Raw genomic sequence first — 12712 nt, 5'->3', positions numbered from 1 at the left:
AGCATGCCGGATCAGGAGTGCGCGCGGTACGCACGGCTGAGATGATCCTGAAGCCGCGCATGGCGAAACTGGTACACCGCCCCAGCCTGCCGCAACACCCCGCGCCGGTACGCGTCGTCGAGAAACGCGGTGACCGCCCAAGGCAGACGGCCGGTCAGCGGCAGCCAGATGCGCGCCAGCAGCACCCACTGCCCCCACGCCGTAAACGCCAGCACATACGAAAGCCCACCGCCAAGTCCGCCGACAGCTCCGATGAGCAGGCCGGACGACAGCGGCCAGCGGAGCGGGCCGAACGGACCTTGCAGGAGGTCGACCAGCAGCCGACCGCCGAAAGCGATGGCGAGGGCGACTGTCGGCACCAGAATCAGCAACTGGCGCAAGGCAGTCGTGCGGTTGGTGGCCAGCAGACCGAGCGGGGTGGCGGCCGAGCCGACGTCCAGCGGGATCTCCAGCACGGCCATGAGTCCGAACACGAGGCCAGCCGCGAGCCCGAAGACCAGGCCGTAGACCAGCGTCGGGACGAGCATTTTCTCGGCAAGCGACTTGCCGTCCGGCGGAAATCCGAAGAGCAGCCCGTGCAAAGCCGTGTTCACCGGCCCGTACCCGAGCCCGATCACGAACCCGCCCAGCAGGGTGGCGCCGAGCCGGGCGGCGTAAGCGCGGACGAACTGGCGGCCGGTCCGATGTCGTCCGCGCAGCCGGATCTGGACGCGCGACGGCTCGATCGTCCTGCCGCCGCACACGATCATCAGGCCGTGGACCAGTCCGAAGGCCAGGCCGACCATCGGCCCGATCAGGAGCCCGTCCATCAGGCCCGCGCGGAAGGTGAACGCGGTCCCGCGGTCGATGACATCGAGCGGAACGAAGACAAGCCAGTTCAGCACAGCGATAGCCAGCGTCGTAGCCAGGACCACCGCGAGGATCCGCGACGAACGGCGCAGCGAATTGCCCAGCTGCCACCACGCCAGGTCGTGGTCGTCGAGCTGGCCTACGTGCTGGGCGAGGTATCCCAGCCAGCGTTGGGCGCGTTCGGGATCCCAGCTTCGGAGCGGGCGGGCCACGTGCGGGGGCCGGTGCTGGTACACGGTGGGCACGAAGCTGGCAAGCAGGTGGTCTTCGAGGGCGTGCGAGGTCGGGAACTCGGTGGTGTCCAGCAAAAACGCGGGATCCCGGCCGGGGACGTCGCTGTAGACGGTCCGCGCGAGAACCACCATCAACGGCGTTTTCAGCGCGGCAGCGAGGTGTCCATCCGGATGGTCGCGCAGTTCGGCGAGCACCGGACCCCACAGATTTCCGTCGCGGGCGGTCGTGCGGGGCAGGTAGTTGGTGACGTCCGTCGGGGTCAGGTCGAGCAGTTCCACGGCCGCGGCCGAAGTCGGCACGTCGGTCGCGGCGACTGCTGTCGCGTACTCGTCGGGACGGCTGGTCAGCAGAAACGGCAGTGAAGTGGCACTGAGCGCGGCCAACGCGGCGGCGTGCAACCCGGCGGCGATCTCGTCGAAGCCGTCCAGAACTGGGAGGATGCACCCGGTTTCGACCAGCTCGGCGGCCAGGGGAGCGGTCAGGCCGGGATAATCGGGATAGTCTTGGGGGAGCCGTTCGATCAGCCAGTCCCGCAGCGTGCTGGCCGTCGGGTCCCACGCGCTGAGGTTGAAGATCGCCGGCACCGGTTCGGCGGCGGTGCGCGTCCGGAGGAAGCCCAGCACGAACCGCAGCGTCAGGATCGTCTTCCCGGAACCGGCGCGGCCCAGCACCACCAGCCGTCCGGACGGGATCCGCCGGTAGACGTCCGCGATGTCGTCCAGTTCGCCGTCCAGCTTCAGCGGTTCCGCGGAAGCGCCCGGCGGGACGCCGCGGACGTTGTCCCAGCGATCGGTCAGCCGTTCCGAAGCCAGTTGCCATCGGACCGGCAGCGGGAAGGGATCGTGGACGCGGCGTTGCTCTTCCTCGCGCTGCCAGCGAGAGGTGACCACTTGCGCGAATTGGTCCGCGGCCTCGGACAGCGCGCTCCGGATTCGCGGGGGCTCGATCTCGTCCGGGGCAGGGGAGACGCCGAACTCGGCCAGCAGCGCGCGTCGCTCGGCCGTCGTGGTTCCCAAAACGTCGGCCAGCAGTTTCACGGTGCCCATCCGCGGATCGATGGGTTTGCCGTTCTCCAGCCGCCGGATGGTGCTGACACTGACCTCGGAGCGCTCCGCCAGCTGCTCTTGCGTCAGCCCCGCCTGACGCCGCATTTCCCGCAGCAGAACGCCGGCCCGGCTCGTCACCGCGGAGACCCCTCACTATGCGTCCGCTTACCCCGCAACGAGCTTACCGCGCTGGCCGGTCATGCCTGACCGGCTTGTGCTCTGGCGCGATGACCTGCGCGAATACCACCATGATCGGCACCGGATCCCCAGCCCGGTCACTTCGTCAGACGAGAGAAGGAAACCGGGTATGGCCGCCGATTACCGGTACTGGTGCGGCGAATGCGGCTATCGGACGCCCTGGCTCGCCCGGCCGGAGAGTGCCGAGCAGCGCGCGCGGCACTACGCCCGGTGCCATCCCGGCGTTCCGCCAAGGGGGCAGGCGGAGCGCCGCCGGTCGGCTAGCGGCGGGGTCGGGTGCCTGGTGCTGGTGGGCGTGCTGCTGCTGATCGTGGTGGCGGTGGCCGTCTGCCGGTACCAGACCAGGTAGCTCCAGAACCCTTTGAGCGAAGGAGACTTTGTGCACAGACTGAGACGGGCCGGTTCGGTACTGGCGAGCGTCGCCGTCGCCGTGGCGCTGGCCGCCCCGGCATCAGCGGCCGACGCCCACGCCGACACCCAAGCAGTCCTCAACGGCTACCAGTCCCACGCCGGCCCCGGCGCAGCTGTCTACGCGGGCAACGCGTCCGGGTCGTGGCACCTGTCCAGCGGCAGCGCCACGATCACCGGACCGGCGCGTCCCCTGCAGCCGAACGAGCATTTCCGGATCGCCAGCCAGACCAAGACCTTCACCGCGTCGGTCGTCCTGCAACTGGTCGACGAGGGCAAGGTCGTGCTCGACGCGCCGATCGAGCGGTACCTGCCCGGTCTCGTCGACGGCAACGGCTACGACGGCAGCCGGATCACCGTCCGCCAGCTCCTCCAGCACACCGCCGGAATCCCGTCCCCGGACGTGGTGGCCTGGGCCCAGAAAGCCGCCGGGTTCGTCAAACCCGACGGCAGCATCGGCCTGCACGACCTGGTCCAGGTCGGGCTGCGGAACTTCCCTCCCGCGTCCGCGCCCGGCGCCGGCGTCCTGTACTCCAACCTGGGCTACCTGATCAACGGCCTGCTGATCGAGCAGGTCACCGGGATGTCCGTCGGCGACGCGATCACCACCCGGATCATCGACCGGCTCGGCCTGGCGCAGACCAGTTTCCCGCGCGCGGGCGACCGGTCCCTGCCCGCGCCGTATCTCCCCGGGTACCGCGGGGTCCGGGCGGGCCCGTTCTTCTTCTGGACCGAGACGACCTCGGCTCCGGTCGTCTCCGAACCGTCGATCGAAAGCTCGGCCGGGGCGATCGTTTCGACGCTCGCCGACATGTCGACCTTCTACCGCGCGCTGCTCGACGGCAAGGTCGTCTCGCCGGCGGCGCTGGCCGAGATGCGCCGGACGATCCAGGTCCCGGTGCACGATCCGAGCTACGTCGGCCTGGGCCTCGGACTGCAGGCCATCACGCTGTCCTGCGGCGGCGAAGCGTGGTTCCACAACGGTCTCGCGGTCTCCGGCTACACCTCGTGGACCGCGGCGACCGACGACGGCCGGTATGCCTCGATGATGACCAACGCGTGGGAGGCAACGAGCATCCGGCCTTCGCCTCTCGACGTGATCGACTCCGCTCTCTGCGGCAGCAGGCAGTGAACCCTACGAATCAAGGAGCGTGCGTGCGCACCCGAAGTTTCCTCGCCGCGATCGCGGCAGTCGTCCTGACGGTCACCGGTGCGGCCAGCGCCTCGGCCGAGCCCGCGAAACGGGTCTTCAACTCCATGCAGATCCTGTTCGACCTGAGCACTCCCGACCATTTCTGCACGATCGGGGCGGTCGGCACGGACAAGTACGACCGGAAGATCGCCGTCTCGGCCGGGCACTGCCTGACGGACGGTCCCGGGCAGCACTACTCCGATCGCGACATCCCGGAGAACATCGAACCGGTCTACGACCGCAACGACACCGGATTCGGTCCGGTGGGCTACGTGCGGTACTTCAAGAACCGCGAAGGCTCGATGACGGGCCACCCGACCAAGGACTACATGATCATCGAGCTGGTGCCGTCGGTGACGCTGTCCTCGCAGGGGCCGTACCTCAAGCAGACCGGCGAGCTGGAAGTCCCCGACGGGCAGCCCAGCCCCAACGCGCTGAATCCGCCGCTGGCCAACGAACGTCTCCTCGGGGCCGCGCTGAGCAACAACAACGAACTTGTGGTGTCGGGTCAGCTCGGCGTTTGGTACGGCCGCGTCACCAGCAACTCCAACGGCGTCTACCAGTCCTGGGCCAAGCACCAGGCGAACGATTCCGGCGGTCCGGCGATCTGGCACGTGCCCGGCACCGAATACCCGGGGCAGGGCAACAACTTCCAGGCCGCGGGTCCGTGGGCGGGCATCACCAAGGCGATCATCCTGGGCGTCCCGCAGTACGTCTACACCAGCTCGGCGAACATCCTCGCCGACCTGCGCGCCCGCGACGCCGCACACCCCGGCACCTACGGCGCCGGTTTCCACGTGACCCAGAACCCGTGACCCCCGCTACCGAGAAAGTGACTATGAGACCGCTGTTTACGCGTACGCGCGCCATAGTGTCCGCCGCTGTGGCAATGCTGGCCTTCACCAGCCCGGTCGCCCACGCCGATACCCCCGCTGTGCCGACCTTGACCGACGGCTACGGCCTCACCCAAGTCGGCACCGCTCAAGGCACCGCGACCAACTTCGTCATCACCGTGACGACTCCGGCGGTCGCGGGACAGCATCACATCCGCGTCATCGTCCCGAGCAGCTACTACACCGACACCGCCAAGCGCTACCCGGTGTTCTACTTCCTGCACGGCGTCGGCGACAACCCGAGCAACCCGTACCTGGCGTATCCCGCGATGCTGGCCAGCCAGAAGATGATCACCGTGATTCCGGACGGCGGGCTCCGCGGCTGGTACACCGACTGGGTGCGCCAGGACACCGCAGTCGGGGCGCAGAACTGGGAAACCTTCCACCTCAACCAGGTGATCCCGTTCGTCGACGCCAACTTCCGCACCATCGCCGCCAAACCGGGCCGGGCCATCGGGGGACTGTCGATGGGCGGTTTCGGCGCGCTGCACTACGCCGAGGACCGTCCCGAGTTGTTCACGCAGGCCGTTTCGCTGTCCGGCGCGATCGATTTCAACCTGTACTGGGTCCGGACCGCGATCCGGGGCACGTTGTCGAACGTCGGTTTCGCCATGTCGGGCACGTCCGGCTCCGGCGAGGGCACTGGCGGCAGCGGATTCGGCCCGGCAGTGCCGACCGACTCCGCCTTCGGGTCGCTCAACGAGGCCGGCGACATGTCCGCGGCGCTGGCCCACGGCCCGGTCGTGAACGCCGGGAAACTCGCAGGCGTCGGTGTTTCGCTCTACACCGGCTCCGGCAACGGGAACCCGATCAACGTCCTTCTCGACGAACCGGCGTTCGCCGAGTCGGTCACCGAGGCCGCCCAGCAGAACCTGAAGGCAGCCCTGGACAAGGCCGGACATCCTTACTACGCCGTGGATTACGGCAACGGCAAGACCTGGGGACCGAACTGCCAGGGCAAACACGCTGCCGGATGCTGGGGACAGGATCTGGTGGACTACCTGCCGCGGCTGGAGCAAGTTTTCGCCGCTGCTTAAGGAAATGCCGGGGCGCCCCGGACGGAGCCGATCCGTCCGGGGCGCTTGCTTGTTCCGGGCGGCCTCACCCAGCACTCGTCTGATGACGCTAGAGACTCAGCCGGGCGGCGTCGTCCGCGCTGACCGAGACCGCCAGCTCCGCCGGTCGCAGCTCGACCGTTTCCGGTGCGCCGTCGAGCAATTCGAGCAGCCGGGACAGGTACTTGGTCAGCACGCCGGTGTTGTGTGCGTCGGCGGCAGCTCGCGAGGGATACTTCTCGACCACCGTCACCCGCGACGGATCCTGTTCCACGTAGAAGGCATACCGCAGCGTCTCAGGCTCATTGCGCAGCACCTCGGGAACCAATTCGGAAAACAGCGCGAGCATTTCAGCACTGCGGCCCGGCTTGGCCCGGAGACGGGCGATGACAACGATCTCAGACAAGGAAATCTCCTGATTGATCAGGCGCCAAGCACCGGAAGGCGTAGCGCGGAGGGGTAAACTTCGTTGTGGTGCAAGGTGTGCTGCGCGACGACCGCCTCGTCGAGCGTGCCGAACTCCGGCACCGTGCGAGTGTGCAGATTCCGGCTGAAACGCGGAAAACTGAACCCGGCGATCTGCACCCGAATACGGTGCCCTCGGCCGAACCGATGCGCGACATCGTGCAGCGAAACCGTCACCAGGCTGGGTTCTTCGGGGTCAAGCCAATCAGTGTCGCCGCCGTCGCGATACCGGGCCCGTTGCGCACCCTCGGCGACATTGAGCGCGAATCCGTCGGGCTCGACGTCCACCAGCGTGACGCACACATCGGCGTCCGGCGCGGTGCTGGTCACATACACGATCAGTTCGGCTTGCCCGGCGATCGTCACGTCCTCGGCCAGCGGTGCGCTCGTATAGATGAGCACGTCCTCGCGCCTATCGACCGCACGCTGGTCCTGAATGCCGCCTGGCACCGCTGCCGGATCGCCCTCGAACGCGATTGCCCCGCCGTGGGTCGGAAACGGATTACGCGGATCGGCAGTAAACGTGCTCGAACCGCGTCCTCCCTCTCTGGTCAACAGGTCGCCAGAGGAGAGCGCCCATTCCTCGACCGTCGAGACGGGCGGCCAAACGGGTGCGTGCGCCCAAGTATTGGATCCGCCAACGAAATAGCTGACCCTTTCGGCCAGATGCGGTTGAGCTGAAGGGTAATCCGAGCCGTCGCCGCCGCGCAGATGCCGGTCGAAGAACGCGGCGAGCACCGGACTCCACGTCGGCACCCCCGCCGCCGCGTTCGGCAACACCCGCGCACCGACGTCGCCGAACGCGCTGTAAGTGCCCGCGTGAGTCCACGGCCCCGCGATCAGGCCGGCCTTTTCGTTGCCCGCCAACCGGGTCGCGAGCCGGAACTGGGTAGGACTCGTGAAGTCCCGGTACCCGCTGATCTGCAGAAACGGAATGTCCACCCGCTCCGGCTCGGTGAGCAGGGTAGGCCGGTCCCAAAACGGATCGTGCGGCGAACGCAGCCAATCCGTCCAAAATGGTGCGACCCGGCGGTCGGCAAGCGGGGCGATGCCGGTCAACGGCAACTGGCTCACCGCCGCACGCCGGTCAGCGAAGGCCTCGCTCAACTGTTTGCGCACCCGTTCCTGTTCAGCCGCACTCAACGAGGTGTGGTCCAGACCTTCCTGCGCCATCCCCAGCGCGTACAGCGTCAGAAATCCCAGCTCGAACAGCCCGCCCGGACGCGCGGTGTGCCGCATGTCGGCAGTTCCGATCATCCCGACCGCCGCCTTGAGATGCGGATTCCGGGCAGCGACGGCTTGCAGCACGGTCATGCCGAGGTAGGACGAGCCGTAAATCCCGACGTTGCCGTCGCTCCAGGGCTGCTCCGCGGCCCAGTCGATCGCGTCGAAGGAGTCGTTGTACTCCTGCGAGACGAAGTCGAACTCGCCGCCGGACCCGAACCGCCCGCGGCTGTCCTGCACCAGCACCGCGAAGCCCTGGCGAGCCAGCCACACCGGATCGGCGACGAGCCCCGAAACCCGGAAAACACCCGTGCGGTCGTAAGGCGTCCGGTGGAGCAACACCGGCCACCGCCCGCCCGCGGCCGGTCGGTACAGGTCGCCGACGAGGGTGACGCCGTCCCGGGTCTTCATCCGGACACCAGCGTCGATGCGCGGTGGATACACGGTTACTCCCATCCGGAGAGGAGCTAGCTCGATGCGATCGACCGTAACACTAACCGTTGCAAAACACTAACCGTTGTTGTTAAGTTGGCGGCATGAAAGCAGTGCGCTTCGCCGCCTACGGCGGCCCCGAGGTCCTTGAACTGGCAGAAGTGCCCGAACCCCACGCCGGCCCCGGCCAGATCCGCGTCGCCGTGCGAGCGGCAGGCGTGAACCCGCACGATTGGCGCACCCGAGAAGGCCAGTTCCAGCGGATCCGCCCAATCGACCTGCCCTCCGGCGTCGGCCAAGACGCTTCCGGCGTAGTCGACGAGGTCGGCGAGAACGTCACCGATGTCGCGGTAGGGGACGTGGTCCTGGGCCGAGGCTCGAACACCTATGCCGAGTTCGCCGTGCTGTCGTCCTGGGCGCGGGTGCCTTCGGGCCTGACCTTCGCCGAAGCAGCCGGGTACCCGTCGGTCGTCGAAACCGCCCTCCGTGTCCTCCGCCTGGTCGGTGTCCAAACTGGACAGACATTGCTAGTGAGCGGTGCCGCGGGTGGCGTCGGCTCAGCGGTCCTGCAGATCGCCCGTGATCGGGGAATCAAGGTCATCGGCACGGCCAGCCCCGCGAACCAGGACTACGTGCGAAGCCTCGGCGCGATCGCAACCACCTACGGCGAGGGCTGGGTCGACCGGGTCCGCCAGTTGGGCCAGATCGACGCCGCCCTGGACCTCAACGGCAAGGGAGTAATCCGCGGCTTGCTGGACCTGACCGGGGACCCTTCGCGAGTGATCACCATCGCCGACTTGGAGGCCCCGATGCTGGGCATCCGCTTCGCGGGCGTCGGCGGCGATATGAAGGAGGCGCTGGCGGAAACGGTAGACCTGATCTCGCAAGGAAAACTCGAGATCCCGGTCGAGAAGTCGTATCCGTTGGCTGAAGCTTCGGCCGCGCATGCGGACAGCCAGGCTGGGCATACGCGTGGGCGCCGGGTTTTGCTGGTCTGACCAGAGGGGTGCCGCTCGGCCCCACCGGCGGCACCCCCTTCGCGGCTTTTCAAGTTCCTCGGACGCACCGTCCAGAACGCCGATGTGCCACCGATTGGGCCGCGGAGAACGGCTTCAGGGAAAAAGTCGTGGCGCACCACACCGCGATGATCTGCTGAGGCTGGAGAGCGAACTCCTGGCTCAGCGCGCTCTCCTTGCCCATGTCGCTGACCACGAAGCTGAGCCGATGTCTACCGGGCGGAAGGTCGACCCAGCGCACCGACCGGTCGTCCGGCTCGCCGGCGTACAACTCGCGCGGCCCCTCGCGAATAACGACAGATCGGAAGTACCTGTGTCCGTTCCGGTTGTTCGACGGAATGACCGAATAGGCCAGCAACCCCGTCCGCCCTTCGCGACGGGTTATGCGCAGTTTCCGGCGCGCGCCCCACTCGAGCTGCCGCGGATTCAGCAGCCGCCGCTCGCTGGTGTCGGTCATCCCGGTCCGCTTCCTTCCCTGGCCGCGAGCCGATTCTAGTGGTCCAGCCGGTTCGGTCCCCGCGCCGCTGAGGTCGCAGCCTCCCCCGATCGAGAAGCCCAGCGCAGCCGAATCCCGCACCCGTGCCACGGCCAATGCTGGAGGGCGTGTTCGCCCAGGGGCGCTCCGATACCGGCCGGGGTCCTGAGGCCCGCCCGCCGCAACGGAACAGGTCGCTGTCGCAGAGCCGCTGGTTCAACCAGCCAACGGGATGGAGCCAGGCGTCCGGGAGGTGATTGTCCTGAACAGGTTCAACGGCGTCTGACATTCGGTTGCCAGTGTCGCCTCGTCGACCTTCGCTTCCGCTCGCCCCAGTCGTTGAAGTCGTTCACGCGGAGGATTCGCTGGACTGCGGCTCGCTGGCGCCGATGAGACCGAGAAGAGGCGCGGGCACGGGATAGACGCGTTCGACCGGGAGTTCTTCCCGGACGGCGTCGAGACGGCCGGAGCTGACGTCGCGATGGACACGTGCGGCGAACGGGGTGATGTCGGTGATCTTGGTGATCCACTGGTCGAGGTAACGGTCGACCGCCTCGCCGGAGAGCCCGATCTGGATGGCGCGCCGGTTGAGCGGGTCGAGCAGTGCCGAACGGTCAGGATCCCATTGGATGCGGACCGGGGTGGTGCGCTTGCGCTCAGCCCAGTGCTGCTGGCTGGCGTAGGTGCCGGATTCGTGGCTGCTGAGGGCAGCGTGCGCGAGCGCCCACTCGAAGCCGTCCCTGGTGATCTGGATTTCGAGAACGCGTTCCTGGCCAGGTTTGGTCGCCCACCCGGACCGGTACATCATCCACAGGAACGAGGGCTTGATCCAGGTCATCCGCTCGCGCTTGAACGGTGCCGCGAACGTCTGGGATTCGACTGCCACGTCGGCAATTTCCCGCGAGTACGCCTGGTAGACGGTGATGGTCTGGTCTGTGAAGCTGGCCCGTACATCACGGCGCGGCGTGCTTCGTCGATCATCGGGTTGCTTCGCCGGTGACGAAGCGAGCCGTGACGATGCCTGTGGCGCGTTCGCTGTCAGCGAACCGGTTCCCGAAGGGGCTGTTGCGGGCCTGCCTGTCTCGCCGTTCCTGACGAGGTGATCGACGGTCGTGTTGAGGGCCTCGGCGAGGAAATCGACCGCTTCGTGACTCGGTGTCTCCTCTCCCTTTTCGTAGCTGTCGACCTTACTGGCGTCGCTGCTGATTTTCTCTGCGAGTTCTGCCTGGGTCAGGCCAGCCTGGGTCCGCAGGTGGCGAAGCTGGTTGGGAATGAACTGACCAGGCACGTAGTTGCCTCCGCTGTCGTAACGTGAGACTCATTGTGCCTCGCCGCGATGGCTGTGTCGCTTGAAAATTGGCGCTAACTAGTCGGCAGCGGCCTGCAACGGCTTCCTCGACAGCGTGTCGATCCAGGCACTCGGAGACAACGGTGTGGAGTCGATTGCCGTGGCACGTCAGCATCGTCTGTAACGGATTCTCTGCTGCGACGACCTGTTGTTGTCGGAAGAGGAGCGGATGCGCTGACTGGAGCTTGGGTCTCGCCGGTCGCGGAGGTGCTTAGGTGGGCACAGTCCAAGAGGAACGTATGCGGAACAGGGCGACCGCTGATCTGGAGGGGGTGCACAAATTGCCGGAAAGCGTTGAGGTCGGCAGCTTCGAGGATCTGCGGCGGGTCGCCGGTGCGACGCGGTTGCCGCGGTGAAGGCCATGCACGGCTACGCCGTCATCGACACTGAGACCACCGGAATCCTCGCCGGCGGATGGCGGCACCGGATCGTTGAGATCGCCGTTGTCCACGTCAGTCCGGACGGCGCGATCACCGACGAGTGGTCGACCTTGGTCAATCCGGAGCGTGATCTGGGGCCGCGGAACGTGCATGGCATCCGCGCCGTCGACGCGCGGCGCGCCCCGGTGTTCGGCGAACTGGCCGGCGATCTCTTCGCGCGGTTGCGCGGACGAGTGCCGGTCGCGCACAACTGGTCGTTCGACGCCATGCACCTGCGGTCCGAATTCGACCGCCTGGGCATCGAGACTCCGTTCGAAGCTTCGTCGGGCGTGTGCACGATGCGAGCGGCAGGCCGGATCCGGCTGGGTTCGCGACGTTCTTTGGCCGACTGCTGCGCGGCGGCAGGCGTGCCCGAACGTTCGTGGCACAGCGCGCGTGACGACGCGATGGCGGCAGCCGAGCTTCTTGGTTACTTCATCCGGTGCGCGCCGGACGCGGTGGCGCTCACCGAAGAACAGGCGGGCGCCGCGCTGTGGGACTGGCCGCGGATTCCGGTTGGCACTGCGGCAGCGGTGAGGCGCAGCGAACCAGGGCACGCGGAACCGCATTTTCTCGCGCGACTGGTCGAGCGGATGCCTCGGGACGAAGAGCCCGCTGTCGACGCGTACCTGGCGATGCTCGACGCGGCCCTGCTAGATCGGGACATCTCGGTGACAGAAGGCGACATGCTCGTCGATCTCGCGCATGACCTCGGACTGCACCGGAACGAGTTGGTCGCACTGCACCTGAGCTATGTGCGCGATCTTGCCCGGGAAGCGTGGGCTGACGAGATTGTCACCGATGCGGAGCGACACGACTTGCTGACGGTCGCGACGCTTCTCGCACTCGATTGCGCACTGGTGGACGAAATCCTCGACGAAGAACGTGTTGCCGCTGTCGCGTCGCTGGCTGCCCCCTCCTGCGGCAGACTCGGTGGGCTCGAGCTGAGGCCGGGGGACAAGGTGGTGTTGACCGGAAGCATGGTGCGGGGACGCGAAGAGATCGTCGCGCAGGCTGCGTCCACCGGAGTCAGGGTGACCGGGAGCGTCAGCCGGCAGACTCGCGTGGTGGTGGCTGCGGACCCGGACTCGTTGTCGGGCAAGGCACGCAAGGCGCGTGAACTCGGCGTTCCGGTTGTGTCGGAAGATGCTTTCCTCACGGCCCTCGACCGGTTGGCCGGGCCGATTTCAGCGTCAGCTGCGACCGTCAACGGAGGAGAGCTGTCCTGCGAGATCCTATGACGGTGTGGATCAGGGCCTTGGTGTTGAGGGCCCGGCTGCAGGAAATTGGAAGACATCTCCATACTGAGCGCGCACGGAGGACGATGCATGGAATGCACGAGATGTCATCAAGCGAACCTCTGGAAAGTCAGGACGACCCGGTTCGCCGTCGAGATTGTTAAATGTCCTTAATGTGATGAGATATGGCCAGGCAGGGGAGTCTGGGCGAGTCCGAGAT

11 protein-coding genes and 1 pseudogene are annotated in these 12712 nt (G+C 67.1%); 6 read left to right on the top strand and 6 right to left on the bottom strand.

The features are described 5' to 3' along the window. Positions 1-11: 11 nt before the first annotated feature. Positions 12-2267: a helix-turn-helix domain-containing protein gene (locus D0D37_RS16010; protein WP_116201340.1), complete on the bottom strand. Its 2256-nt coding sequence runs from the start codon at positions 2265-2267 to the stop codon at positions 12-14. A 169-nt stretch (positions 2268-2436) separates the two neighbouring features. Here D0D37_RS16010 and D0D37_RS16005 point away from each other — a divergent pair, with 169 nt between their 5' ends. From D0D37_RS16005 to D0D37_RS15990, 4 genes are read left to right on the top strand one after another with little or no spacing between them, the layout of a single operon-like run. Then, complete coding sequence (locus tag D0D37_RS16005; protein WP_116201339.1) at positions 2437-2676, top strand: hypothetical protein; 240 nt, start codon at positions 2437-2439, stop codon at positions 2674-2676. Between the two features lie 30 nt (positions 2677-2706). After that, on the top strand, positions 2707-3867 hold the full coding sequence (locus D0D37_RS16000) for a serine hydrolase domain-containing protein (RefSeq protein WP_244223527.1): 1161 nt from the start codon (positions 2707-2709) through the stop codon (positions 3865-3867). Between the two features lie 23 nt (positions 3868-3890). Beyond that, positions 3891-4742: a hypothetical protein gene (locus D0D37_RS15995; protein WP_116201338.1), complete on the top strand. Its 852-nt coding sequence runs from the start codon at positions 3891-3893 to the stop codon at positions 4740-4742. A 56-nt stretch (positions 4743-4798) separates the two neighbouring features. Further along, complete coding sequence (locus D0D37_RS15990) at positions 4799-5857, top strand: alpha/beta hydrolase (protein WP_208719974.1); 1059 nt, start codon at positions 4799-4801, stop codon at positions 5855-5857. Between the two features lie 88 nt (positions 5858-5945). Here the strand turns inward: D0D37_RS15990 and D0D37_RS15985 are convergent, their stop codons facing one another. After that, positions 5946-6281 carry a putative quinol monooxygenase gene (locus D0D37_RS15985; protein WP_162834268.1) on the bottom strand — a complete coding sequence of 112 codons (336 nt, stop codon included), beginning with the start codon at positions 6279-6281 and terminating at the stop codon, positions 5946-5948. Positions 6282-6298: 17 nt separating this feature from the next. Then, positions 6299-8008: a CocE/NonD family hydrolase gene (locus D0D37_RS15980; protein WP_162834267.1), complete on the bottom strand. Its 1710-nt coding sequence runs from the start codon at positions 8006-8008 to the stop codon at positions 6299-6301. Between the two features lie 92 nt (positions 8009-8100). Between D0D37_RS15980 and D0D37_RS15975 the strand changes: the two genes are divergently transcribed. Next, positions 8101-8994 carry an NADP-dependent oxidoreductase gene (locus D0D37_RS15975; protein ID WP_116201334.1) on the top strand — a complete coding sequence of 298 codons (894 nt, stop codon included), beginning with the start codon at positions 8101-8103 and terminating at the stop codon, positions 8992-8994. A 49-nt stretch (positions 8995-9043) separates the two neighbouring features. Here D0D37_RS15975 and D0D37_RS15970 read toward each other — a convergent pair whose 3' ends face one another. The 3 genes and pseudogenes from D0D37_RS15970 to D0D37_RS48830 all read right to left on the bottom strand — a co-directional run. Further along, the gene (locus D0D37_RS15970; RefSeq protein WP_116201333.1) at positions 9044-9469 is read right to left on the bottom strand and encodes a hypothetical protein; all 426 of its coding nucleotides are present in this window, start codon (positions 9467-9469) and stop codon (positions 9044-9046) included. A 367-nt stretch (positions 9470-9836) separates the two neighbouring features. Further along, complete coding sequence (locus D0D37_RS47925; protein ID WP_425266943.1) at positions 9837-10529, bottom strand: DUF4291 domain-containing protein; 693 nt, start codon at positions 10527-10529, stop codon at positions 9837-9839. A 69-nt stretch (positions 10530-10598) separates the two neighbouring features. Beyond that, positions 10599-10775 (bottom strand): annotated as a pseudogene (locus D0D37_RS48830) (helix-turn-helix domain-containing protein); the annotation flags it as partial. 421 nt (positions 10776-11196) lie between these two features. Between D0D37_RS48830 and D0D37_RS15960 the strand changes: the two are divergent. Then, positions 11197-12495, top strand: a complete 1299-nt coding sequence (locus D0D37_RS15960; RefSeq protein WP_116201363.1) for an exonuclease domain-containing protein — start codon at positions 11197-11199, stop codon at positions 12493-12495. Positions 12496-12712 lie beyond the last annotated feature (217 nt).

This window comes from Amycolatopsis circi (assembly GCF_003385235.1).
GTDB lineage: Bacteria > Actinomycetota > Actinomycetes > Mycobacteriales > Pseudonocardiaceae > Amycolatopsis > Amycolatopsis circi.
This window is presented reverse-complemented; position numbering and strand designations above follow the sequence as displayed.